Origin of the sequence: Paraflavitalea pollutisoli (assembly GCF_029360705.1) — a bacterium.
Taxonomy (GTDB): domain Bacteria; phylum Bacteroidota; class Bacteroidia; order Chitinophagales; family Chitinophagaceae; genus Paraflavitalea; species Paraflavitalea pollutisoli.
In genome coordinates this window covers 942,230-967,879 of record NZ_JARKMX010000014.1, presented here as the reverse complement: position 1 = coordinate 967,879, position 25,650 = coordinate 942,230, and the positions used below count along the sequence as shown (strand labels likewise).

Here is a 25,650-nt window from a genome sequence, read left to right as displayed (position 1 = left end):
AGGTTCCTGTTATCCTTAAGACAGACGATAATAAAAAGGTCCTGGCTAACTGCCCGGACCTTTTTGGTTGCTTCCTATGGTGACGATGGGTTAGTGGATCAATTCCGCCAGCTTCTTTTCGAGGTCTTCACCACGCAGGTTGCGGGCGATGATCTTACCCGTGGGATCGAGCAACACATTACCGGGAATACCACGAATACCGTACAGCTTTGCCGGACCGCTATCCCAGAACAACAGGTCGGATACCTGTGGCCAGTTCAAACCGTCTTTTTGAATAGCCTGGATCCAGGCATCCTTCTTACTGTCGAGCGACACACCAAACACGGAAAAGCCTTTGTCCTTATACTTGTTAAAGACCCGTACGATATTGGGGTTTTCTCGTCTGCAAGGTCCACACCAGGCCGCCCAGAAATCGACCAGCAGGTATTTGCCAAAGTGATCGGAAAGTTTTACCAGCTTGCCTTCCGGATTGGGTAACTCGAAGTCCGGCGCCTTTTCTCCTATCGCAGTGCTCCGCAGCGAGGCGGGCAGCTCGCGCAACAACTTCACATATTGAGTTCCCGACAACGAGGGATCGAGCAGGTTGGTGTATTTAACTACCTCGTCAGCCGACAGGCTGGGGGAGAAGTAACGATACAGTACAAAGGCAGATACGATGGAAGCAGGCTGCTCTTTGATGAATGCCTCAATATTTGTATTGCGTGCATTTTGCTGGTACAACTTGTAACGATCTGCAGCCGGTGAACCGCTAATGGTGCTGTTGCGACCACCTCTCGCCGTATCGAGGTGAATGGCCAGTTCATTCTTGGTGTCGATAAAAACGAACAGTGTGGATAATTCACCTGGTTCCGCGGAAACTCCATATAGTTCTGGTATGTCGAGCTTGTGATTGAAGGTGAAGTTACCATCTTTGACCACAGCAGAATCGATGACAAAGAACATCTTGTTTTGATACCGTTGCAGGTAAACCTTGTCGCTGTTTTTAATGCCTACGGCCTCTCCTTTGATCCTGATCTGCTCTTTGGCAAAATTAACATTGGCGGATGTGGCGCCAGCCACGAAGGTCAACAGGCCGAACAGGAACAGCGCTGATCTTGCAGGCAGGGGGATCGAATTTTTAAGCATCGTGATTGATTATTGGTAGGTGAAAAATCGGGTTGTTGTATTATTCTGAGGCTTTCCAACCTTCATTGGGGGCGGTCGCCACCTCTCCATAGGCGCCTTTCTCTCCGAAGAAACTTTTGCCACCGAAGGTGTAGATGGTTGTTTTGGCCAACTCAAGCTGCAGTTGTGGTATGGGATATTCGGTTGGCGTACCTCCCACCAGCAGGTTGTTTCTCCGCATGAAGGTGAAGGGTACAAAGGCACCGCCGGCTGCATCGATCTCGATGGCATATTCATAGTGCAGTGCCTTGCGCAGGTCAGCTTCTGAGGCTAGTACGGCTGACAATTTGCCTTTGAGGATACGCGATGCGTTGGGTTCGTTGAGTAGTGCGGCCGCGGCATCGTAGTCTTTCTGCCAGAACTTAGCTTCTGCCTTCAATAGCCGGATCTCTTCACTTAGAAAATAGGGATTCACCGCCTCTGGTACATTTAAGGTATTCTGGGTATTGAACCAGCGCTTGCGATAATAATTGGTAAACAAGCCACGGCCGCGTGATTCGAGCATGATGCCAAAGCTGGCGGTATAACCGAAATACTCATAGAAACGGGGATCATCGGAAGTGATGGCGGGCAGGATGCCGGTACTGGGATAGAATTTGGGTGTATTGCCCGTCTTGTCTGCCAGGTAGGCCACTTTAAGATCTGGTGCCAGCCAGCCCGAACCGTCTGCGTTACGCTGAACAAGATTTGTTACCAACTGGTTGTAATAACCTCCGGTAACCGTCTTGATGGTGTAATCTGAGGTAACGCCTTTCGAGGCATAATTGTACACCCTGTTCCAAAAGTCATTGCCGAGGGCAGCTGCCTCTGCTTTGTCACGCGCTTGCGAAGAAAGGATGCGGGCAGCCAGGGAATTGGCCACTTGAATAAAGGTTGTTTTGTTGATCGTAATGCCCGACAGGAAATCGAACTTGAACTCGTTGTGCTCACTGGCCAGTTGGATGGCTTTGTCGAGATGCGCAACGCCATTTGTGATCAATTCTTTGTAAGAATTGGGAAAGCTACGGGTGCTCAGGTTTGTAGCGTCTACGATGATGCCCCTGTCGAAGATGACACCGAGATATCCTTGTGACACCCCCTTGGCGAAGTAGGCTGCGATCTGGCAATCCTTGGTCCGGTCATTTCCCTGGTTGTCTTTGATCACCAGTTTCTGGTTTTCGATATAATCCAGGGTGATCGTGGCGTCCAGGTTTACCTGGTAGAAATTGTTGTAAAAAGTGTTCCAGGTAACGGCACCCCGATAAGAGGCATTGTTGTTCAGTCTGAGTCGCGGTTCATTGGCAAAGTCCCACCAGGAGGAGTTGCCATTGGTATTGGTGGTTTGGTCTGCCAGCAGACTGAAGTGTGTACCGGCCGAACTGGTAGAGGTGCTGAACGTGGATTGTACACTGCTGGTGGCAAGCCGGTATCCCAGATCCGGTACTTTGATGAGTGCCTCGTCATTGGTAAGCGTAGTAGGATCATCGAAGTTGAGCTTTTTGCACGATGCCAGTAAGGCGATCGAAAGCACTATATAGACTGTTTGTTTCATGATGTGTAATTAGAAATTAATGGTAAGCCGGCCGCTGAAAGTGCGGAACACTGGGTATGCGTAGAAGTCGATGTCAAAACCTTCGGGCGTAACACCGGTGAAGTCGGTCCAGGTATACAGGTTTCGGCCGATGGCGGAAAGCTTAGCCCCTTTCACGATACGTCCGATACCGAGTTGCTGAACAGGCAATTGGTAGCTCAGGGAGATCTCGCGGATGGAAACGTAGCCACTGTTCTCTATCCAATAGTCGGTAGTTTGTTGTGCATTGAATACCGCCGTCGTAAAAGCCAATGGCAGGCCTGCTGCTACGGCTTTATCGGTGAAGGTGGAGCGATATTGATACGTCAGGTAATTGACGGTTTCGTTATACTTCTGTCCACCCTGTTTCCAATCTACTACGGCATACAACGACAATGGTCCCCAGCTTACGCTATTGGTGAATCCTACCTGGAAATCTGGTTGTGCATCCCCGATCACTTTGTTATTACCGGTAGCGGCATTCTGATAAAATACCGGTGTTTCTGCCGCCGTACCGATCTGACTCTTCAGCACTACAAAGCCCAGTTTGTTGAGGGTGAAATCTTCTGGCTTCAGTATACCATTGCCTGCATTGGAGACGAATCCTTTATCGTCTACCTCGAGTTGTGAAAGACTGGTAAGAATGCTATACCCATAATAAGAATAGGGACTGATGCCGGCGGCCTTTCGGAAATCGCCCGATGTAAATTCCGGTACAGTGCCGAGTGAGGTGATCTTGCTTCTTACCCGGCTAAAAGTGGCACCTGCATTCCAATGCCATTTTTTATCGTTGATAATGTTGCCATTGATCTCCAGTTCGAGGGAATTGGATCTTACTTCGCCCAGGTTATTCCAGATTCCTGCAGTGCCATTGACGGGCGGGAAAGAAGGCTCCTGGATAAAATCGTTGCGGCTGGAGGCCGATGCGTAGTTTGCCTGGATATTGATTTTGTTAAACAGGACGGCGTCAAACCCTACTTCCAATTCGGAAGTGACAGCGCGGGTCAGGTCTGTATTCTCCCTTCTGACAAAGCTCACACCGCCCGAGTTGGTCAATCGAACCTGGCTTTCCTTGGCGCCATAGCCAGGTAAACTACCCGCTCTGCCATAAGCAGCTCTTACCTTCAACTCGGTGACGGGACCAAGGGCGATGTCTTCCGAAATACGATAGGCGATAGAAGCACGCGGGAAAAAGGCAGTGGCCACATTAGAGCCGAAACGGGAACTTTGATCAAGGCGGCCCAGTACGTCGATAAATACCTTATTCTTCCAGGCAGATTTCAGGTTGAGGAAATACCCGTAGTTTACCAGCTGGCTCCAGCTGGAAGAAGTACTTTGGGTACTGGCGTCTACCACAGCCAGACTTTTTACCGGGGCAGTGAGGTTGTAACCGGACGCACTTAAGCCAGTGGTCTTTGATTCTTCGTATACTGATTTCAGGTTGACGCCGAAATCGAAATCTCCAAACTGGTCCACGTAGTTCAACTGTACCTGCCCATTCTTCGATGACTGATGGGTGTTGGACAATCCATAGTAGCCATTGTTTTTGGTGACATCTGCGGTAAGTGTCTGGTATCCCTTGGGATAATAGTCTTCCAGTTCAGCATATTCATTCTGAAACGAACCAGCTACCTCGGCTGAAATCTTTTTGGAGAATTTGTATTTCAAACGGCCACCGAGCATCAGGTTGTTGCTGGCATTTGCATATTCCCGATACGTCAACTGATAAAATGGATTGCCCACATTGAACTTCTGGATATCAAAACCGTAGGGTTTGAAGGCGTATCGGCCATCGGCCTGGCGTTCGGTAAGGTCTACAAACGGTTCATACAATAGCGCGGAATACAATACAGAACCCGCTCCGCTGGAGGATAAAGAGGCTGAAGGGGTGTTTCTGTTGAAATATTGCACCGTTACTTCTGCCTCCAGGTTTTTATTGGGCTTATAGCCAACATTCAGCAGGGCGGTTCTGCGGGTGTCTGGCTCGATGGGGCCGGCAACACCTCCTTTGGATTGATTCTGAAAGGATCCAAACAGGTTGAATTTTTCGCCGGCTGTCGATATCGACACGTAGTTCGTATAATAGGGATTGTTGCTCAGCATATTGCCCACATTGTCGTTGTATTTCGTGTAGGGATGCTGATTGAGCGAAAAGCCGTTGTCTTTGAAATCCAATGTACGGTTGTTGCCGGAACTCAATACAAACGTACCATCCGCATTGACCTTGTAAAAGTGCAATTGCGATGTTGGAGGTGTACGCTGTACATTGCTGATCCCGTATTCGTTGTCTACCGTGATATTAATTTTGTTAAGTCCTTTTCCTTTTTTGGTGATCACCTGGATCACACCACCTTCTCCCCGTGTTCCATACAAGGCGGAGGCTGCCGCACCTTTTACTACTTCAATCGATTCGATGTCTTGTGGATTCAGGTCCGACAGGCCCAGTCCGGTAACATAGCCATCCACTACCAGCAGGGGGGCTATGTTGCCATTGATGGACTTGGCGCCGCGCAGGTACACGGTGGCGCTCTGGTTGCCGGCAGATTGATCTATCTGAATACCTGCTACCTTACCCCGCAGAGATTGTGAGGCATCGGTAGCGGGCACTGTATTCAGTTGTTCGGTGCTTACTTTGGTAAGCGCAAAAGAAAGTTTCTTGCGACTGGTTCCTTCTGCTACACCAGTTACCACTACTTCTTCCAGCTGGTTAGGTAATTCTTCCAGTTTGATCTCGATGTCTTCTGTATGGGCAGTTACTGTCAGCGGTTTATAGCCAACATAACTGATAACCAGGATATAGGGTAGTTTCTGGCCCGTGCGGAAAGTGAACTTGCCGTCGGGGTCGGTTACGACACTGTGCGTGGTGTTTTTAATGACGACACTGGCTCCCTCCAGTGGGGTGCCTTTTTTAAGATCGGTCACTTTTCCGTGTAGTACAGAATTGATGGTGGAGGTGGCATTTTGAGCGAAGATGTGCAATGGTAACAATAGAATAGCCATTAGCCACATCCGGAAACGTTGCTTCATTCGGTTGCATTGAGTGTTTAAAATAAATAGGCGCTACGACCCGGGAAGGCATGCAAGTGGCATTTCATTTGTTGCATAGCAAATGATCAACCAGCGCCATCTTCCTGATCGTCAAAACCACACCAAGTGGTATTCTTATGGTATGATATTAACAGCGGTATAAGGAGCAATACTGGTAGGCATGAGTGCTCCGGAGCAGGGATCGATGTGTTACTAAAGGTGTCATAATAGTTGATTTGGTACTGTGGTTTCTATAAGTCTACTTAAATGGTAGACAAATATACTTCAAGGTCTACATTCCGCCTAATTATTTTAACATTATTCATGGGGGTAAAGTTACGTCGTTGTTGAAACGATGTACGGTGGCGGCTTTCCAGGTGCTATTCGCAAACGCATTATATTTGAGATCCGTTCGGATCATCGTCTATAATATATACCAGGTAGCCACATGCAAAAGCAAGACAATGATATCAGGCAATTGTTTCAGCAGGAGTTCACCCGTACGGTGGCTGTGATCAGCAAGCAGTTTGGATTGACTTATATCGAGACGGCTGAAGATCTTGTCAGTGAAACTTTTCTGCAGGCAGCCGAAACCTGGGGTATGAAAGGTCTGCCGCCCAATCCGGTTGCCTGGTTGTATGCAGTGGCCAAACAAAAAACGTTGTATCATTTCAGGCGTGATAAGATCCTGCAGCAAAAAGTGCTTCCCGCGGTTAAGCAGGCCCAGGAAATGCAAGCTGATCCTGAGGAGCCTGATTTCTCCACGAAAAACATACAGGATAGTCAACTGCAGATGGTGTTTGCCGTATGTCATCCTATTATACCTGCCGAGGCACAGATTGGGCTCGCGCTTCGTATACTTTGCGGGTTTGGCATCGACGAGATTGCCGATGCCTTTCTGACCAATAAAGAAACCATCAATAAGCGATTGTTCAGGGCTAAAGAGAAGTTGCGGGAAGGCAATATTGACATGGAGATGCCGGCGCACAATGAGATCCTGAAACGGCTGGATAGTGTGTGGAAGGTTGTTTACCTGCTATTTAATGAAGGGTATTATTCACGAAGCCAAAACGATGTGCTACGCAAAGATCTTTGCCTGGAGGCGCTCCGGTTGGGCAAGCTCCTGGCAGACCATGAGGCAACCAGTCTGCCTACAACCCACGCATTGATGGCCCTGATGTGTTACCATGCCTCGCGGTTGGAGGCCAGAACAGATAGTGCCGGTGAACTAATTTTGTACGATCAACAAGATGAGGCATTGTGGAACCGGGAACTAATAGCCCAGGGCGATCAATATCTACACCTGTCGGGGGCCGGTAACGAACTCAGTTCTTTTCACCTGGAAGCAGGAATCGCTTTTTGGCATTCCAGGAAAGAAGACTCGCCTGAAAAATGGCAACGTATCCTGCAATTATACGATCTGTTGTCCCGCACGAATGCCTCCCCGGCTGTGGCGCTCAACAGGGTGTATGCGATCTATCGGGTACAGGGAGCCCCATCGGCGCTTTCGGCACTCGAAGCCCTTACAGTTCCGCATGACCAGTATTATCATCTCCTTGCAGGTGAGTTGTACAGCACGACCGACCGGCAGCAAGCCCGGTTTCACTACGAGCAGGCTGTGCTGCAGACCCGTGTAGAGGCCGAACGGGTCATGCTCCGTAAAAAGATCGGACAGTTGAATGCCTGAACCGCGACTGTTCCTTTCCCCTCAGCGACATTGACGGTTATCAAAAAAGCAAGGACCGATTTGGTAATGCCAGATAGTATTTAGACATTTGTCTAAATATATAAATACGCACGTGCTTCCATGAACGAGGTTTTTAAAGCGCTGAATGACCCGGCACGCAGGGAGATCCTGAAGCTTTTGCGCAAACGCGATATGACGGCAGGAGAGATAGCCGCCAAGTTCGACATGGCAGCACCCAGCGTATCGCATCATCTCGACAAACTCAAGCAGGCAGGTTTGGTAACAACGGTGAAGGAAGGGCAGTACATTACCTATTCTATCAATACCACCGTGCTGGACGATGTGCTGCAATTCATACTCACCCTAAAAAAATAGCTTATGAACAGATTCATCAGGGAGTTGCTGTTGTGGGTATTGATCCTGTTGCCTTTTGGATATCTCGCTATCATTTGGGCATCCTTGCCGGAACGGGTCCCCACGCATTTTAATATAGAAGGGGTGGCGGATGACTGGTCCCGTAAAGCCCTGCTGCTGGTTATACCGTCGGGATTAGCGTTGGCAGTGTATCTGCTGATGTTTGTGATCCCGGTACTGGATCCTAAAAAAAGACTTCGGGAGATGGGAGATAAATACCATAGTCTCCGCTTTATGATCATCTTTTTTATGTCGGTACTATCTGTTTACCTGTTGTATGTAACGCGAATGGGGCATATAGATAATCCTCAGTGGCTGATAGCGCTCGTAGGTCTCATGCTGACGATGCTGGGCAACTATTTTCAGGCACTGCGTCCCAATTATTTCATGGGCATCCGGACTCCCTGGACGTTGGAAAATGAGCAGGTATGGCGCAAGACGCACTACCTCGGTGCCCGGTTATGGATGGTGGGTGGCATCCTGATCATCATTGCAGCATTGGTTATCAGGTCTCATGTGGCGCTCCTGATTACGGCCGGCGCAGTACTCGCGGTATTGGTAGTGGTGCCCGTCGCCTTCTCCTATATCGAATTCAGGCGCCAGGCGCAAATACGGTAAATACTTTTTTCTACACTTAATAAGCAGCTTATGAAACTTTGTTTAAGCCTGCTGGGTATATCCTTGTGGTATGCCGGCATGACGCAACCTGTCACTGCGCAGCAGGCGGCACCAGTGGAAACATCGGTAACCCTGAAGACGGAAAGTGGAAATATTGCAGGTTGGCTATCGCTGCCTGCTTCCGGCAACAGTGAGACCGTGGCCCTGATCATTGCAGGTTCTGGCCCAACCGATAAGGACGGTAATAACCAGATGATGAAAAACAACTCTTTGAAAATGCTGTCGGATGAATTGTTGAAGCAAGGTATAACGACCTTGCGTTATGACAAGCGGGGTATCGGCGCCAGCGTTGGGGCGATGAAAGCCGAGTCGGCATTGCGGTTTGACGATTATGTGTCCGATGCCCGTGGCTGGGTAGCGCTATTGCAACAAGATAAACGGTTTCGAAGAGTTGTAGTGATTGGTCACAGTGAGGGATCTTTGATTGGTATGCTGGCGGCAGCTGATGCCAAAGCCAATGCGTATATCTCTATAGCCGGGGCGGGGCAGCGGGCGGATGCTTTATTGAAAGAACAATTCAATGCACAGCCTCCCATGGTGAGGGACCTGGCCTTGCCCATATTGGATAGTTTGGGAAAAGGTAAAACCGTTGATAGTGTGAATCGGATGATCAATTCGGTATTCAGGCCATCGATACAGCCTTATATGATATCGTGGTTCAGGTATGATCCACAGGTGCTGATCGCTAAGCTCAGGATGCCAGTATTGATCGTTCAGGGTGATCAGGACATCCAGGTGTCGGTGGAAGATGCTAAAAGGCTGTCGGCTGCCAATCCGCGTGCTACGCTCGCTATTATTCCCGGCATGAACCACATACTAAAGCCTGTTTCGGGTGATAGGGCTGCCAATATGAAGACTTATAATGACCCCCTTTTGCCGATCGTGCCGGCGCTGGGGCAACAGGTGGTGTCTTTTATCAAAGGGAAAAAATAGTATCGTCAGCAGGCTGGCCGGGTTGAAATTGGGGCGCTGAAGGAGGCGATGGCGGGAGGTATAGAGGCCGGTCGGGGCTAAAAGGAGAAAAACATCCGCTGGGGATGTTTTTCAAAGGACTTTCGGACGGTCGTGGTTTTTCTTTCCTTCAGGCTGCGCCTGCCAGGAAGCGGATCTGGATCTGGTTTTTCTTTGGACGTTGGTCTTGTCGGTTTTTCAGCGATCTGGACTGGTTTTTCACTTGGATCCTGGACTTGGTCGGTTTTTCAATGATATTGGTCTCATTGGTTTTTCTTGGATTGGTGGTGCAAAGAAATACGTTTCTTCCCAATCATGCAATAGTCGCTCGATTAAGGAATCTTTAACTTCCTGCCTGGGTAAAAAATGGTGCCAGCGCCGCTCGCAAGGGGGCTGGCATATGGGTGCGGGTTCTGGTATTCATGTCCAGAAAATAGAGCACGATCTTTCCGGCCGTCAGCAATTTTCCCTGTTCATTGTACACTTCCTGGTTGAACTCGATGCGGTGGCCTTCCGGCAGTTCCCGCAACATGGTTTTGATGGTCAACAGGTCGTCATAATGTGCCGGCCGCAGGTATTTGCACTGCATCTCTACCACCGGCATCATGACGCCACTGTTTTCCATGTCCTTGTAGCTATACCCCAATTGCCGGATGGCCTCTACACGTCCAACTTCAAAGTACTGCGCATAATTGCCGTAGTAAACGACATCCATCTGATCGGTCTCCGCATATCGAACGCGTATGTTGGTCTCCGCAATGAACATAAGCTAGCTTGAAAATGTAAATGGTTAGCTGAATCGGTTGGTGTTATTTGCCCATGGCACCGTCTACGCTGGCTCTGCCGGGGCCTATCACGAGGATCACGAGAAAAGCAAACATAAAGAGGGCCGCATGTTCGCCTTTACCGAATATATCCATGTTGTGGCCTTTCCACAGTGCTACGAACATAGCGATGAAGGGTGGGATGGCAGCCAGTCGTGTAGCCAATCCCAATACCACGAAAAGCGCGCAGAACAGCTCCGCAAAGATGGTCAGGGAGAGCGAGGCGGTAGAGCCGATGCCCATGAAATTGATGAATTTTGCCTTATACTGAGTAAAGTGAGCAAGCTTGTCGAATCCGTGTGGGATAAGGAGTCCACCTGCTGCCAGACGCAATACCAGGGCTCCGAAATTAAAGGCTCCTGTGCTGTAGTTTGTTGATATGAGTTTGCTCATCGGTTAGGATATTTTTTCAAAAATAATGGTTTTGTTTTGGCTATACATAAACAAAAAGAATTGTTAATCCTTGCACTTATCCACAGTGTTAGGAACGATCTTTGGTTGAACATAAAATAATTAGAAACTTTACCACGTTAAAAACCCAGCAGGGGAGCCAACAGAAGCACTACGAATGCCGAACTGGAATTAAGCAAGAACACTCAAGATCCGATTCGCTATTCGTATTTTTTTTGTTCCCCGGAATCAAAAAAAGAATTGAATAAAAAAGCAGGGAATGAAAAAATCGACAGCTATCATTGCTCTTCTTGGTCTTTCCCAATTTTCTATTGCCCAACAAACAAAGTTCCTCGACGATCCCCAGGCCTCTTACAAGCAGGCTAAAGAATATTTTCAACGGGAGCAGTACAGCTTGGCTTATCCGCTGTTGAAGGATCTCACGCTGAAGCAGAAGGAGGCGGATATCACCAACCAGGCGTTGCCTTACCAGGAAATCCGGTACTACACGATCGTCTGCGCCCTCAAGCAAAACGAAAAGGCGGCTGAACAGAACGCCAGGAACTTCATCGACCTGGAGGCCAATGAGGCCCGCACCCAGATGATGGCCTTCCACCTGGCAGAATACTATTTCAGGCAGCAGCAATATGCAGAAGCGATCCCCCTGTTTGAAAAGGCTGATATCGCAAACCTCAGCAACCGTGAGATCGCCGACATGAAGTTTCACCTGGGTTATGCTTACTTCAATGCCAAGCAGTTTGACAAGGCAAAACCGCTTTTTGATGCCATCCGGCAAATCAAGACCGATCCCAACTATATCGACGCCAACTATTACTATGGATTCATAGCATTCTACGACAGAAAATACCGCGACGCCCTTGATGCGTTTGCCGTCGTAGAAGATCATCCTGACTATGGCAAAGTAGTGCCTTACTACGTGGCGAACATTTACTATTCGCTCGGTCAGAAAGACAAGGCCCTCGAGTACGCAGAGAACAAGCTGAAAAGAGGCAACCTGCACTATGACCTCGAAATGCGCCAGATCGTGGGGCATGCGTACTTTGAAAAGCAACAGTATGCAAAGGCCCTGCCTTACCTCGAAACCTATGTCAACAAATCGGACAAGGTGCGCAAGGAAGACGTATACGAGCTGTCGTATTGCTATTACAAAGCCAATAACTATAACAAAGCCATTGAAGGGTTCAAGCAAATCAGCGGTAAAGATGACTCACTGGCACAAAATGCCATGTACCTGCTGGGGGATGCTTACCTGAAGACAGGCCAGAAAGCCAATGCCCGCAACGCTTTCCTGATCGGTGCTGCCAACAACAGCAATGCGAAGCAGAAAGAGATCTCGATGTTCAACTATGCCAAGCTTTCCTACGAACTAGGCTACCAGGATCTGGCGCTTACAGAGTTGCAACGTTTTATCCAGGCCTACCCGCAATCGGAATACAATAACGAGGCCCGTGAACTGATGGTGAGTGTGCTGGCCAATACCAACAACTACAAGGATGCCCTCGCGTTGCTGGAAAGCGTGAAGTCGCCATCACCCAATGCACGTCGTCTCTACCCCAAAATATTATACGGCCGCGCTACTGAACTCGCCAATGATGGTATGCTGGTAACTGCCCTGGAATTGCTGACCCGTGCAGAGATCGATCCCAACAGTGGTTCCGTATTGCCCTATGTGCAATTCTGGAAAGGGGAGATCTCCTATCGCCTCAATAAGACGGATGATGCGATCCGCTACTACCAGGAGTACCTGAAGGGTAGTGTGGTCAATGGAGAAGTAAACCCGGCGAATGCTAAATACAACCTGGGCTATAGCTACCTGAAAAAGGAAAACTATAAACTGGCACAGGGTTTCTTCGAGCAGGTGGTGCCTGGAATCCCGCGGCTCAATGCTTCGGCGCTCGAGCAGGATGCCTACGTTCGCATAGCTGATTGCTATTACATGGCCCGCGATTATAAGAAGGCGGAATCCATGTACAACAAAGTATTGGAATACTCCTGGCCTGCCAGTGATTATGCAACCTTCCAGAAAGCGATGATCGCTGGTGTCAACAACGGCAAGGAGAAGATCAACCTGCTGTCGACCATCAGCCGTCGCTATCCCAGCTCAGGCCTTATCGCCGATGCAAATATGGAAATTGCCGTGACCATGCTGGCCAACGAGCAGTTCCGCGAAGCGATCCCTTACCTCAAGAATGTGGTGAGTGATCCCAACTCTTCGCTTAAGCCCAAAGCATTACTGAAGATGGGTATCGCTTATTACAACCTCGATAACAATTCCGAAGCGCTCAACCAGTATTCTGCGCTCCTGCAGCAGTTCCCCAATGCACCCGAGGCAGATGCAGCCCTGGAGAACGCCCGCATCATTTACATCGAGCAGGGTAAAACCAGCGAATACGTAGCTTTTGCCCGTAAGATGGGTAAGGAAGTAACGACCACGCAAGAGGATGAACTGGCCTACCAGGAAGCGGAAGTGCAATTCAACAACGGCAATTTCCCGGCAGCTGCCAAAAAGTTCGAAGAATACCTCGCGAAGTTCCCCGACGGCAAACATTCGTTGGAGGCGCTGTATTACAAAAGCGAGATCTACTTCAATCAGAAGGATTGGGCCAAGGCGGCTGCAGGGTATGAGATCCTGTCCGACCGGGTGCCGCACAAATTTGGCGAGAAATCGCTGGTCAATGCAGCCCGTCTCAATTTCTTCGACCTGAAAGATTATCCAAAAGCCGAGAAATACTTTACGAAGCTGAAGGATTTCGCTTCTTCCCAGGAAAACAAGCTGGAAGCGATGCGTGGTTTATTGCGCAGCCAGTACCAGTTGCAGAAATATGCAGAGGCGGTAGCCAATGCGAAAGACCTGTTGGCGCAGAAAGGTATCGGTACCGACGACAAGGTACTGGCGAACCTGGCCATTGCCAAATCGCACCAAAATGCGAAAGAATACGACCAGGCGATCACTGCTTACCGTACGGTCGTGTCACTGAGCAAATCGGCGTATGGTGCCGAAGCCCGCTACGAGATCGCCAACAGCTACCTGGCTCAGAACCGCCTGCCAGAGGCCGAGAAAGCGGCTTTTGAGGTCATCAACAAAGCCGGTTCATACGAACACTGGGTTACCAAGGCTTATATCGTACTGGGCGATGTGTACTTCAAGCAGCAGGATTATTTCAATGCCAAGGCTACTTACCAGAGTGTGGTGGACAATGCGAAGATCGAAGAGCTGCGCTCGGAAGCCGTGCGTAAACTGAAAGAAACCACGGAAGCAGAAAAGAAGAGCAGCAAGGTCGAGTAGAGCAGCTATTGTTGAATCCATCCATTAACAAAGAATCAATTTGCAGATGAATAATAAAGCAGTTCTTAAAGTAGTAGCACTGGGTGCATGTTTCTGGGGAGCAGGTATCGCTGCCCTGGCACAGGATACTACCAAACGCAAAACGATTGATATTACCTCCACGTTCAAACCTGTACTTCGTGAGGCTTCGAAGATCAATTTCAACGCTGCCCCGCCGGTTGCTGATACGTCGAAACCCACGTTGTTATACAATATTCCGGTTCAAAACCTGTATTTCACCTACCAGCCTGCCGAACTCAAGCCGGTAGCTTTGCAGATGGACTCACTCAATAGCTGGGTCAACAGCAACTACATCAAAGTGGGTATTGGTAACGTACACCAGCCTTACGTGAAAGCGGGTTTCAGTTTTGGCGACGGACAAACCACCTTCTTCAATGTGTTTGCCAATTACTACAATTCAAAAGGTGACCAGGCTTTCCAGAAGAACAGTCTGGCCAAAGTAGGGGCAGCGGTTACTTACAAAACACCCAAGAACCTCGAATGGAACGGTTCCGTAGGTTTCAGCAGCAATGATTATTACCTCTATGGATACCAGCCCGATTCGCTGATCTTTACCAAAAAAGACCTGCGTCAGCGCTTCCAGACCATCGAGGCAAGAGCAGATATGCATAACCTGGCGCCTACCGAGTTTGGTATCAATTACCACCCCAGTATGCGGGTAAGTGTATTTAATGACAACCACAGTCCCAAAGGGCGGGAGTCCAATACGGTGATCAACCTGCCACTGGAGAAAACCTTTGGCGATGAATTCACTTTTAAGCTGGGTGTTACGGCCGACCTGACCAACTACTCGGTCAATACGCCGGGAACCAAGTTTACCGACAACAACAATTTATACCAGGTAGGAACTGCTTTGCAGTATAAAACACCCACCTTGAACCTGCATGGCGGCATATTGCCCACCTGGCAGGATAAGAAGTTCAACCTGCTGCCCAACCTGATGGCCGATATCTCTACGGGCGATAAACAGCTGACCCTGCAACTGGGTTGGATTGGCTATTACCAGAAAGGATCGTATCAGCGTTTCGCCTCCATCAATCCCTGGATCGCCCAGCCCGATTCTTTGATGAATACGCGTGTAACGGAATTGTATGCTGGTTTCAAGGGCTCGGTCGCAGGGCATTTTACCTACTCGGCCAAAGTAGGCTTGCAGAAATACCGTGATATTGCCCTTTTCGTAAACGATACGATAGACGGCAAGACCTTCCTCACCATTTACGATCCCCAGGTCAATGTCGTCAACATTCATTCGGAAGTAGGATATAATATCGGCGAGAAGTTCAATGCTACTGCCGGTTTCAACCTCAACTGGTTTACCAAGGTAGAGCGTGAAATGAAAGCCTGGGGTATGATCCCGGTCGAACTGAATGTAGGCCTCCGCTGGCAGGTGATGAAAGACCTCTGGTTGCATTCGGACCTCTGGGCCTGGGATGGTGCGCAATATCGCCGGAAAGATGGCGAGAATGGCAAAAGCCCCGCCGCTTTCGACCTGAACGCCGGTGCGGAGTTCCGGATCACGAAGAATTTCAACCTCTGGCTGCAGATGAACAATATCTTCAACAACAAATACCAGCGCTGGAATCAGTACGACGTTTTTGGATTTAATATCCTGGGCGGCATCACATATTCCTTCAACCAGCGTTAGGGGGGAAGGATAGCAGGATTTAGCGGCGAAGCCTTATCTTGCGCCCTGTAACAATACATATAAATCAGGAGGAATATGATAGAAGCGCTGACCAGTTATTTGCTGCAGCATAAGAGTATCAGCATACCGGGGTTGGGAACCGTTTACATCGAGCGGATCCCGGCGCAGACGGATTTTGTGAACAAGCAGATACTGCCACCTTCCTATCATTTCCGCTTCGATAAATACTTCGATGCGCCCGATAAGGATTTCTTTACCTATCTGGCCCAGCAAAAGGATATGGCCGATTACGAGGCCATCAAATGGTACAACGAATGGGCGTATGACCTGCGCAACCGGCTCCGTACAGAAGAAGCCGTGGAGTGGAAAGGAGTAGGGGCACTGCGCAAAGATGCTTCCGGAGAGATCGTATTTGAAGCTGCAGGGGCCATCTCATCCCCCCAGCAACCTGCCCATGCCACACGGGTTATCCACAGCAAAACCCAGCATACCATGCTGGTGGGCGACCGCGAGGTAACCCGCGAGTTCATGCCGGTAGAATCGATGGATGCCACGGAGGAAGAAGTACCGGTAAAAGACAAAACCTGGTGGATCTATGCCCTCATCCTGACGTTTATAGCCCTGAGCGCAATCTTCTTTCACTATTACAAAAACGGTTTTTCCATCAATTCAACGGGTAACCAGCAGCACATCAATACGGCCCGCTAACCCCTGGTTGGCCGGTTCTTATTGAAATGCCTGTGCTGAATTGCCCATTCTTTCTTTTCTTTGCACCCGAAGAAAATGGACCCAATTCACTATACACATTGCCCCGCCTGCCAGGCTACTACCATCCGGCAGGTATTGTCGGTACAGGACTATACCGTGTCGCAGGAAGCATTTGCCGTATGGCACTGCGCTACCTGCACCCATCGCTTTACCCAGGATGTTCCGGCCGCAGCTGCCATCGGCCGTTATTACCAATCCGAGAACTATATTTCACATACCAATACCAGCAAGGGATTGGTCAACCGGTTGTATCACCTGGTGCGGAACTATACATTGGGTAGTAAGCGGTCACTGGTGCAATCGGTCAGTGGTCGCAACACGGGTAATTTGCTCGATGTGGGTGCTGGCGTAGGCGCTTTTGCTGCGTTTATGCGGCAGAAGGGATGGCAGGTGACGGGACTGGAGCCGGATGCGGAAACCCGCCAGCGGGCACAGGAGCAACACGGTATTGCCCTGCAGGATAGCAGTGATCTCTTCAATCTGCCTGCCTCGCACTTCGATGTGATCACGATGTGGCATGTGCTGGAGCATGTGCACCAGCTGGATGATTATATAGAACGATTGAAAGCATTACTGAAACCTGGCGGCGTACTCCTGATCGCCGTCCCCAATTATACTTCACACGACGCCACGTACTACCAGGCCCATTGGGCGGCCTACGATGTGCCCCGGCACTTGTATCATTTTTCTCCCGCTTCCATGCGCACTTTGCTGCAGCGCCACGGTCTGTCTGTAAAAGCCACCCGACCCATGTGGTTTGATAGCTTTTATGTAAGCCTGCTCAGCGAAAAATACAAAACAGGCAAAGCCAGTCTGGTAAAAGGTTTCTGGCGTGGCCTGGTGTCCAACCTCAAAGCGGTAGGCAATAAAGAAAAATGCAGCTCGGTGATCTACGTGGTTAACAAGTAGTCGGTGGAGCTGCATCTCTATTGAGCCGGTCGGTTGACCGCGTGGTATTACAAAAGCTTGATCTCGAAAAGGGTGGGCCATTTCTTACCGGTTACGAACAACTTGCCGGTAGCATGGTCGTAGGCGATGCCATTCATTTCCAAAGCACCGGGATAGGTGGCTTTGGCCTGCTGATCGAGGCTGTCCATGTCCATTTGTCCCAATACATTACCGGTGGTCGCATCGATCTTCAGGATGACGTTTTCCATCCACCGGTTGGCATAGATCACCCCATTCACGTATTCCAGTTCATTGATGTTGTTGAGGGGCGAGCTGTTGTGGGTAACGGTCAGGGTGTTTTTAACCTGCAGGGTTTCCGGATCGAGGAAATACAGGTTACTCGATCCATCGCTCATGATCAGCGAGGCAGAATCATGCGTAAGACCCCATCCCTGTGGGGCAGGTATTTTGAACTCTTTGATCAGTTTGAAAGTATTGGCATCATACACAAAGCCCACTCCACTGGTCCAGGTAAGCATATAGATCTTATCGTTGAAAACCGTAATGCCTTCTCCGAAATATTTGGCTTTGTCCAGCTTGGCTTTGGGAGTCACTTTGCCGGTGGCCCGGTCTACCATACCAAATTCAGAAGGGTAGGGGCTGCTCTCATTGTTGCCGCCGGAACTTGCCAGCAGCTGTCCTTTATAAAACTCCAGCCCTTCGGTAAAGTAACTGGTATCGAAGGGGAATTTATTGACGACAGTAAACTGGATCGCGGCAGGGGGCGCCGCCACACTACCAGTGGTCTCGCCTTTATCGGGCTTCGGCTCGTCGGTACAGGAGGCGGAAACGGTATACAACGCAATGGCGGCGACTACGCCTATGGAAAGTATCTTCTTCATAAATTAATGGTCCTCAGGTTCCAAAAATACAATTTGACCCTAAGTTAAGGCTTATACAGGCCCGAAAATTTTGGTAAAGTGCTTTGATTTATTGAAAACTTTTGCTTGCTTTACAGTGCTTATCGTTTGAATACCACTCAATAGTAATTTTCCTATCCTTTTTCTGCTCCTTTTACGGGTGGCTCGATGTATAAGATCTGTGATCTGCCTCTTGAATACCCGGTTACTTTTTCATTGACTTGTTTCCAATATCGTGTTTGACACAGTCTCTATTCCATGCCTGTTGTGGCATGATCCATTGTATACACAAGTACGCCCATCTTCCTATCAGAATAACCTTCCGCCCACAAAGGGGCACCCTTATGAAACGACTTCCAGGACCTATGTGATGCCTTCTAAAGTCGTTACCAATGAAACATGTTGTACTCGCTTCCTCAATACTGTTGATGGCTGGCAGCGTTTGTGCGCAACGCCCATGTGCCTCCTTCGAATACCAGCAACAACAGTTGCAGGCCAATCCTGCGCTCGCAGCAAAAATGACCCAGGCGCTGGCACGTCCCCAAAGCGATGTGCTCTTAATGGGTGCCGGTGATGCTCCTGCGATCACGATCATTAAGATCCCTGTAGTGGTTCACGTGTTGTACAATGTTCCTGCAAACAATATCAGCGATGCCCAGATCAAATCGCAGATCGATGTATTGAACCGGGATTTCAGAAGGTTGAATGCCGATACCGTCTTTACCCCGGCGATATTCAAAAAGTTGGCGGCCGATTGCCAGATCGAATTTGAACTGGCCAGGATCGATCCCAAAGGACAAAAGACCACTGGTATCCTACGCAAGTCGAGCAATATCCAAATGTATGGTTTGGACGACCGCATCAAATACACCAGCAAAGGTGGTTCCGATGCCTGGGACGCCGACAGCTACCTCAATATCTGGGTAGGCACGCTGGCGGGTGGCCTGTTGGGCTACACCAGTGTACTGGGCGGCGATAAGGCAGTAGATGGTGTTGCGATTGCGCCAACCGCTTTTGGCACCCAGGGTACCGCAGCAGCGCCTTACAATAAGGGAAGAACAGCTACCCATGAAATTGGTCACTGGTTGGGGTTGATGCACCTTTGGGGCGACCAGGTGTGTGGTGATGATCAGATCGATGATACACCAAAGCAACGTTTACCCACCCGTAAATGCCCCTCAGGCGTCCAGATCTCCTGTGGAACCGACGCCGCTGGTGATATGTACAGTAATTTCATGGACTTTACCGACGATGCCTGTCTCAATCTCTTCACCCAGGGCCAGCGGGCCAGAATGCGCAGCTTGTTTGAGCCCGGCGGTCCCCGTAATTCCTTACTGGCTTCCAAAGGAGTGACCGGTACGCCGGTCGTGATCATCGACCAGCCGGTAGAAGAGCCCATTCGGGAGCTCAGCACAGAGATCAAACTGTATCCGAGTCCGGCAACCACCTATTTTACCCTGCAGGAAGGTCGTGAAGGGGAGTTGCTGGGCAAAGAGCTGACCATCACCAACCGCTTTGGACAGCAAATGATGCAGAAGCAGTTGACCAAAGGCAACACCGCCATCTATATCGATCATTTGCCGGATGGCATCTACTTCGTAAAGATCCAGGGCGTTCGGAGAGTGTACAAACTACTGAAAGGACAATAGCGCCGCGGCAACAAAATGCCCGGTGAGCTTGTGGCAGCACCGGGCGGGTCCCTATGTAAACGTACTTCAATGTCTTAATTGGTCATCATATTGGCTACTTTTTCGCCTACGATTGGCGCCAGCGCCACACCCATTCCACTCATCCGTACGGCGCAATAAATATCGGCGGCCAGTTCCTTCACCACGGGCATTTTTTCGGTGCCCATGCCCATGATGCCGCTCCAGCGGTCGGTAATTGCATATTCTTTGCCGGGCAGAATGTATTTGGACAGGAATTTTTCCAGCTCTTTCTGAATGGTGTCTGTGGTATTCATGTCGGTGGTGCGCTCGGCCTCAAAAGCCTTGTTCCTGGCGCCGCCCAGCAATACCCGGTTACCGATATTGCGGAAATAATAGAAGCCCTCATCGAAGTGAAAAGTACCATTCAATTTCAGGTCTTGCATCGCCGAGGTGACCAGTACCTGTCCCCTTGCCGGGATGATCTCTATGGAAGGCAGCAGTTCCTTCGCAAAGGCGTTGGTACAGATCAGCAGTTTACCGGTGGTGAACCGGATTTCCTGTTTTGTATATAAAACGATCTTGCCGAGTATCTTTTCATAGCGGGCGATCTCCACGCCGTTGAAAACCGTAACGCCCATCGATTGTACCAGCTGCAACAAGGCCTGGCACAACTTGCCGGAGTGCAGATAGCCTTCCATCTTATTCTCGATGAGGTGGGCCACATTGTGAAAACCGAATTGGCTGATCTTGCTGTCGGAGAGTTTGAAAGTAGAGCCGGTCTTGACGGCTGATTTCAGTTTCTTGTTCACGCCCGCCATCATCTCTTCCAGGGCTTCCACCCCAGGATCGTTGTTGGAGGAGATGAGTTCGTAGCCGCCGCAAAGTTCGAAGTCGATCAGTTTTTCATCGAATACCTTTCGGATCCTTTGTAATCCCTGGTAACGCATGCTCACCAGTTCGAGGGTTTTGTCTTCCCCCATTTTGTTGAAATCATCCTGTAACTCTGTTACACTGCCAAAGCAGGCAAAGCCCGCGTTGCGGGTACTGGCGCCTGTGGGGATGATGCCACGGTCAACGATAGCCACCGACCATTTAGGATTTTGTTTCTTGATGTAGTAAGCGCTCCACAAACCCACCAGTCCACTGCCTACGATAATGACATCTTTTGGTGCGTAAAAACTTTCTTTTTCCCAGATGGAGATTTGCATATGGTCTATTTATAGAATACCGGAACTGTAATCGAAATTAATATTAGCAGGGGAGTAGTGCAATATCCTGTCCATTAATTTACCCACACACATACGGAAAAAGCAATCAGAATATTGTACGTTTGCGGTTGACATAAAACAAAAATAATCGGTAATCCACTCGTCCTCAAATTATTCCTAATGAAAAGATCGATCTACGCCTTACTGCTCTGTACCATCATGATGAGTAGTTGTGATACAGCTCATCAAATATTGAAAGACTATGGCCAAACTGCCAATGGTGGCCTTTCCAATGCCGACATTGTGTCGGGTTTGAAAGAAGCCCTGTCGCTAGGCGCGCAGCAATCGGCCAATCAGCTGTCTGCGCTCGACGGATTCTTCAAAAACGCAGCCATCAAGATCCTGCTGCCCGAAGAAGCGCAGAAAGTAGAAAAGACATTGCGTGATGTTGGACTCGGTAGCCTGGTCGACAAAGCCATCCTCTCCGTCAATCGTGCTGCAGAAGATGCTGCCAAGTCAGCAGCTCCCATCTTCGTCAATGCCGTGAAGACCATGACTATCCAGGATGCACTTGGTATATTGAAAGGCGGCGATTTTGCAGCCACCAATTACCTCAAACAAAAGACCACTGCCCAACTTACAGAAGCATTCCGGCCCGTTATCGAGCAGTCGCTGAGCAAAGTAGGCGCCACCAAATACTGGTCGGATGTATTTACTAATTACAATCGTTTTGCTACCAATAAGATCAATCCGGATCTGGCAGCTTTCGTAACCGGAAAAGCCATGGACGGCATCTTTCTGCAGGTAAGTCTCGAAGAGCAGAAGATCCGTAAAGATCCTGTAGCCCGTACCACCGAGATCCTGAAAAAAGTATTCGGCAGCAAGCAGGCACAAGGCAGTTAGTAGCTCGCCTTGCTGGACGAGCCACCGGCACCGACGTATAGTGCTTGCCTACCGCGTTCAGACAAGGAAAATAGTATGACAAAGATCACAAAGAAATACCGGCCACGGACTAATGGCACTAGTATACCTTTTTCTTGTTCCAACTTCAACCAGTACAGAGCGGCCCTTCGGGGTCGCTTTGTCGTTTAAGGCAGGTAGTAACGCCGGCAAAGGGTACTATGTGATGGGCCAACCTTTATTCTGGTGGCGAATAGACCCTGGGGGCTATACCGGGGCGACGGCCTCTTAAATGATTTTCCTGTCACTGCGCATCCTATTGTGACTAAATACGGTTGCCCAGGAGCTTCAGCAGGTTGTCTTTATGGTTCCTGCTCAGGGGCAACCGGTGTGTACCTATGATCACCTCGTTAGCCTGTAGCCCGTTGATCTTATCGATGGCTGCGATATATGATTTGTGAATCTTACAGAAGCGGTTGGTGGGTAAATTGTCCAGCATGGATTTTACAGAAGCATAGGTGATGATCTTCTGTTGGGTAGTGTGCAGGATGACATAATTCAGCATGGCCTGAATATATAAGATGTCATTGAAGGCAATTTTTACCAATTGCCGGTTGGTTTTGACGAACAGGTGATCTGCCGGCGCCGTGGCCGTAGCTGTTGCAGGGCGCAGAAAATAATCCCTGGCCTTGTTGGCTGCTTTCTGAAAGCGAGTAAGGGTAATGGGCTTGAGCAAATAATCGAGCACATCGAGGTTGTACCCCTCGATGGCATATTCGGGGTAGGCAGTTGTGAAGATGACCCGGGGTGGCTCGTGGAACGTTTTCAGGTAATCGATGCCATTGACGCCGGGCATCTGAATGTCGAGGAAAAGCAGTTGTACGGATTGTTGTGCCAACAACCGGCCAATCTCTGCGGTATCTTTTGCAATGCCGGCCAGGTGCAGGAAGGGTACCTGCTCTACCAGTTTGCGCATACCGGTGCGGGCGATGGGTTCGTCATCGGCAATCAGGCAATGCAGGATCATATCGGTTGCAACGTCAGCCATACTTCATATTGTTCTGCACCTTTACGGGTGGTGAGCGAATGGCGGCCAGGATAGATCAGTTCGAGCCTTCTTTGCAGGTTGGCCAACCCTATGCCGCCGGAGCCCGGTTGCCCGCCTCCCGCATCGATGGAATTGATGCTGTAAAAATACAAAACCCCTCCTTCGTACCGTAGGTTACCCTGTATAAGAATGGGAGGCTGTCCGCCAGCGTGTTTAAACATATTTTCTACCAGGGGCATCAGCACAAATGGCGCCAGTTGAAAGCCTTTCAAATGGTCGTCGAAGTCAACTTGCAACTGGTAGCGCTCATCCAACCGCAACTGTTGCAACGTCAGGTAGTGTTGGAGGTAGGTCACTTCTTTTTCGATGGGAATTTTTTCCTGGTTGCATTCGTACAGCTGGTAGCGTAGCATATCCGAAAAAGCGCTCAATGTATGTTTGGCGGCTTCTGTCGATTCATCGATCTGGATATATACGGTGTTGATGGCGTTGAACAGGAAATGGGGGTTCACCTGTGTTTTAAGGTACAGGAGTTCGGCAGCGATCTGGCGTTTTTCCGTTTCGGCCAGGGTACGGCGCGCCTGCAGCCATTGTACCGATAACTTCACGATCAGGCCGGCCAGTGCACCCAGCAAGGCAATAAGATAGCGGTTGGCCATCATGCTGTGATACGTCCAGGTAAAGTTGAACCGGATGGGAATGATAGCGCGCCGCAGAAAGAATAGCATGGTATAATGCAGCAGCAAACTGGCCAGTACGACGGTCACCAGCAGCGCCCCTGCAAATAGCCATTGTCGACGGCGATGGAAGAAGCGCGGTGTGATGATGCTATAGGTGATATAAAAGACAAGGATGACCTGACTTACATCGAAGGCGGTAAACAGCAGGCGGTTCACGATGTTATCGACATAGAAATACACCACCTGTTGCCAGCTTAGAAAAAACAGCCCCCAAAAGGCGACCGATAGCGCAGCTTTTCGCATAGCGGTAAAGTACGATTTTACCCACATTAGCCACTGCGATTTATAGCAAATGCCGGTTTTGCAGGAGCAAGTATAGTTGCAGGCAAGCGGGTAGGCCTTCAGGGGATTGTAGCAGGCTTTTACGTGTAGTGAGCGCACCTCCTATAATAAATCAGTCGCTTGCTATAATTAAGTTTACCAGCTGGGGAAGCTATGCCAGCTTTGTGCAAAAACTGATATGAAATATTGGCTGATAGCTTTACTGGTACTTGTTTACGGCCGCTTGCTGGCGCAGTCGGACAGCGATAGCGGTGTATCATTGGCAGCAAGGCATTTTGCGACCATCAACCGCTTGTGCGCAACGCCTGCCGCACAATTGTGGGGCTGCACACTGGCAGGGCCGGTATTGCTGGTGGATCCTGTTACCCGTCGGGTATTTGCCAACCAGCCCGATACACAGGGGCTGCTGCAAGCCGTGGGGGCTGTCTATTCCGGCAAGCTGCCGCTGTCGGTCAATATCGCCAATACGGCCACCCAATGGGCCGGGGTGCCATGGACGATGCTGATGCTGCCCTTACCGACCGATCAGGCGGAGCAGGAGAAGCTGATGGCGCACGAGTTGTTTCACCGTGTGCAGCCGGCGCTTGGCTTTGCAGGCGCCAGTCCGGTTTGTGATCACCTCGACAGCGAAGCAGGGCGCATGTGGTTCAGGCTCGAGCTGGCAGCCCTGGCGGCAGCGTGGCGGTCGCAGGACCGTATACGCCGGCAGCATTTGCAACGGGCTTCCTGGTTCCGCGCATGGCGTTACCAGCGGTTCCCGGCTGCCAGGCAGGTAGAAGAAGCCCTTGAATGGAATGAAGGGCTGGCAGAATTTACGGGCGTGTATGTGAGTGGTATCGCTGCGCAGGATACCAGCTATCTGCCAGGTCTGGCAGACAGTGCAACGGTGTTGTTCCCTTCTTTTGCCCGCTCCTTTGCCTACCTCACGGGACCTGTGTATGGCATGTTGTTATCGCAAATTCGTCCGGGATGGCAGCAGGTATTGCAGGCGGGCGATCGTTTTCCTGCATTGCTGGCAAAGTATTACCAATTGTCGAAGGAGGTACCGAATGCTGCAAGGGTACAGGCGGCAGCGAAATATTATGCCGGTGACCGCATCAGGCAGGAAGAAGCAGCGCGCGAACGGCAGCGGCTGAAGAAAGAAAAAGCATATTGGGCCAAGCTCGTCGAAGGCCCGGTATTGGAATTGACCTTCACCCCCAAGATGAGTGTATCTTTCAACCCCAGTCAGCTTTTTCCGCTGGGGGAGAAAGGCACAGTGTATCCTACCCTGACCATCACCGACAAATGGGGGAGAATGGTCGTGACGGGCGACGCACTGATGCACAACTGGCAGCGACTCTTTGTGTCGACACGCGGACTGCAGCCAAATGATAATACAGACAATGGCTCCACGATCCGCGCTGCCGACTGGACGCTGGAACTGGCAGCGGGTTGGACGTTGGTACCCGGTAGCCGTACAGGCGACCTGCAATTACAGCCACCACGTTGATACGGATAATACAAAAAAAACGGGGCCGTATGGTCGATACAGCCCCGTTGTACAATATG

The 25,650-nt window shown here is 49.9% G+C and carries 20 protein-coding genes; 11 read left to right on the top strand and 9 right to left on the bottom strand.

Features of this window, described 5'->3' with window-relative positions; genetic code table 11:
- Positions 1-90: 90 nt before the first annotated feature.
- From P2W70_RS34210 to P2W70_RS34200, 3 genes are read right to left on the bottom strand one after another with little or no spacing between them, the layout of a single operon-like run.
- The gene (locus P2W70_RS34210; RefSeq protein ID WP_276486128.1) at positions 91-1,125 is read right to left on the bottom strand and encodes a TlpA disulfide reductase family protein; all 1,035 of its coding nucleotides are present in this window, start codon (positions 1,123-1,125) and stop codon (positions 91-93) included.
- A gap of 40 nt (positions 1,126-1,165) precedes the next feature.
- A complete protein-coding gene (locus tag P2W70_RS34205; protein WP_276486126.1) occupies positions 1,166-2,695 on the bottom strand; it encodes a RagB/SusD family nutrient uptake outer membrane protein in 1,530 nt (509 codons plus the stop codon).
- A 9-nt stretch (positions 2,696-2,704) separates the two neighbouring features.
- Positions 2,705-5,740 carry a SusC/RagA family TonB-linked outer membrane protein gene (locus P2W70_RS34200; RefSeq protein WP_276486124.1) on the bottom strand — a complete coding sequence of 1,012 codons (3,036 nt, stop codon included), beginning with the start codon at positions 5,738-5,740 and terminating at the stop codon, positions 2,705-2,707.
- A gap of 448 nt (positions 5,741-6,188) precedes the next feature.
- Between P2W70_RS34200 and P2W70_RS34195 the strand changes: the two genes are divergently transcribed.
- The 4 genes from P2W70_RS34195 (at position 6,189) to P2W70_RS34180 (ending at position 9,452) form a co-directional block, all read left to right on the top strand.
- A complete protein-coding gene (locus P2W70_RS34195; protein WP_276486123.1) occupies positions 6,189-7,427 on the top strand; it encodes an RNA polymerase sigma factor in 1,239 nt (412 codons plus the stop codon).
- Between the two features lie 120 nt (positions 7,428-7,547).
- Complete coding sequence (locus P2W70_RS34190) at positions 7,548-7,802, top strand: autorepressor SdpR family transcription factor (protein WP_276486122.1); 255 nt, start codon at positions 7,548-7,550, stop codon at positions 7,800-7,802.
- Between the two features lie 3 nt (positions 7,803-7,805).
- On the top strand, positions 7,806-8,459 hold the full coding sequence (locus tag P2W70_RS34185) for an SdpI family protein (protein ID WP_276486121.1): 654 nt from the start codon (positions 7,806-7,808) through the stop codon (positions 8,457-8,459).
- Between the two features lie 30 nt (positions 8,460-8,489).
- Positions 8,490-9,452, top strand: a complete 963-nt coding sequence (locus P2W70_RS34180; RefSeq protein ID WP_276486120.1) for an alpha/beta hydrolase — start codon at positions 8,490-8,492, stop codon at positions 9,450-9,452.
- 361 nt (positions 9,453-9,813) lie between these two features.
- On the opposite strand, the gene P2W70_RS34175 is transcribed toward P2W70_RS34180, so the two are convergent.
- Together P2W70_RS34175 and P2W70_RS34170 are read right to left on the bottom strand one after the other, a co-directional pair.
- Complete coding sequence (locus P2W70_RS34175; RefSeq protein ID WP_276486119.1) at positions 9,814-10,236, bottom strand: acyl-CoA thioesterase; 423 nt, start codon at positions 10,234-10,236, stop codon at positions 9,814-9,816.
- Positions 10,237-10,279: 43 nt separating this feature from the next.
- On the bottom strand, positions 10,280-10,687 hold the full coding sequence (locus P2W70_RS34170; protein WP_276486118.1) for a DoxX family protein: 408 nt from the start codon (positions 10,685-10,687) through the stop codon (positions 10,280-10,282).
- Between the two features lie 277 nt (positions 10,688-10,964).
- On the opposite strand from P2W70_RS34170, the gene P2W70_RS34165 reads away from it, so the two are divergent.
- From P2W70_RS34165 to P2W70_RS34150, 4 genes are all read left to right on the top strand, one after another.
- Positions 10,965-13,991, top strand: coding sequence for a tetratricopeptide repeat protein (locus P2W70_RS34165; protein ID WP_276486117.1), 3,027 nt, complete (start codon positions 10,965-10,967; stop codon positions 13,989-13,991).
- Positions 13,992-14,037: 46 nt separating this feature from the next.
- The gene (locus tag P2W70_RS34160) at positions 14,038-15,696 is read left to right on the top strand and encodes a TonB-dependent receptor (RefSeq protein ID WP_276486116.1); all 1,659 of its coding nucleotides are present in this window, start codon (positions 14,038-14,040) and stop codon (positions 15,694-15,696) included.
- Positions 15,697-15,771: 75 nt separating this feature from the next.
- Entirely contained in the window at positions 15,772-16,404 is a 633-nt protein-coding gene (locus P2W70_RS34155; RefSeq protein ID WP_276486115.1) for a hypothetical protein, read from the top strand.
- Between the two features lie 75 nt (positions 16,405-16,479).
- Complete coding sequence (locus P2W70_RS34150) at positions 16,480-17,373, top strand: class I SAM-dependent methyltransferase (protein ID WP_276486114.1); 894 nt, start codon at positions 16,480-16,482, stop codon at positions 17,371-17,373.
- Positions 17,374-17,420: 47 nt separating this feature from the next.
- On the opposite strand, the gene P2W70_RS34145 is transcribed toward P2W70_RS34150, so the two are convergent.
- Positions 17,421-18,254 carry a glutaminyl-peptide cyclotransferase gene (locus P2W70_RS34145; RefSeq protein WP_276486113.1) on the bottom strand — a complete coding sequence of 278 codons (834 nt, stop codon included), beginning with the start codon at positions 18,252-18,254 and terminating at the stop codon, positions 17,421-17,423.
- A gap of 410 nt (positions 18,255-18,664) precedes the next feature.
- Between P2W70_RS34145 and P2W70_RS34140 the strand changes: the two genes are divergently transcribed.
- Complete coding sequence (locus tag P2W70_RS34140; protein ID WP_276486112.1) at positions 18,665-19,921, top strand: M43 family zinc metalloprotease; 1,257 nt, start codon at positions 18,665-18,667, stop codon at positions 19,919-19,921.
- Between the two features lie 74 nt (positions 19,922-19,995).
- Here P2W70_RS34140 and P2W70_RS34135 read toward each other — a convergent pair whose 3' ends face one another.
- Entirely contained in the window at positions 19,996-21,129 is a 1,134-nt protein-coding gene (locus P2W70_RS34135) for an NAD(P)/FAD-dependent oxidoreductase (protein ID WP_276486111.1), read from the bottom strand.
- Positions 21,130-21,309: 180 nt separating this feature from the next.
- Here P2W70_RS34135 and P2W70_RS34130 point away from each other — a divergent pair, with 180 nt between their 5' ends.
- On the top strand, positions 21,310-22,032 hold the full coding sequence (locus P2W70_RS34130) for a DUF4197 domain-containing protein (RefSeq protein WP_276486110.1): 723 nt from the start codon (positions 21,310-21,312) through the stop codon (positions 22,030-22,032).
- Between the two features lie 322 nt (positions 22,033-22,354).
- Here P2W70_RS34130 and P2W70_RS34125 read toward each other — a convergent pair whose 3' ends face one another.
- Positions 22,355-23,077: a LytR/AlgR family response regulator transcription factor gene (locus P2W70_RS34125; RefSeq protein WP_276486109.1), complete on the bottom strand. Its 723-nt coding sequence runs from the start codon at positions 23,075-23,077 to the stop codon at positions 22,355-22,357.
- Entirely contained in the window at positions 23,053-24,060 is a 1,008-nt protein-coding gene (locus tag P2W70_RS34120; protein ID WP_276486108.1) for a sensor histidine kinase, read from the bottom strand. The genes P2W70_RS34125 and P2W70_RS34120 overlap by 25 nt, the downstream gene beginning before the upstream one ends.
- A gap of 217 nt (positions 24,061-24,277) precedes the next feature.
- On the opposite strand from P2W70_RS34120, the gene P2W70_RS34115 reads away from it, so the two are divergent.
- On the top strand, positions 24,278-25,591 hold the full coding sequence (locus P2W70_RS34115; protein ID WP_276486107.1) for a hypothetical protein: 1,314 nt from the start codon (positions 24,278-24,280) through the stop codon (positions 25,589-25,591).
- Positions 25,592-25,650 lie beyond the last annotated feature (59 nt).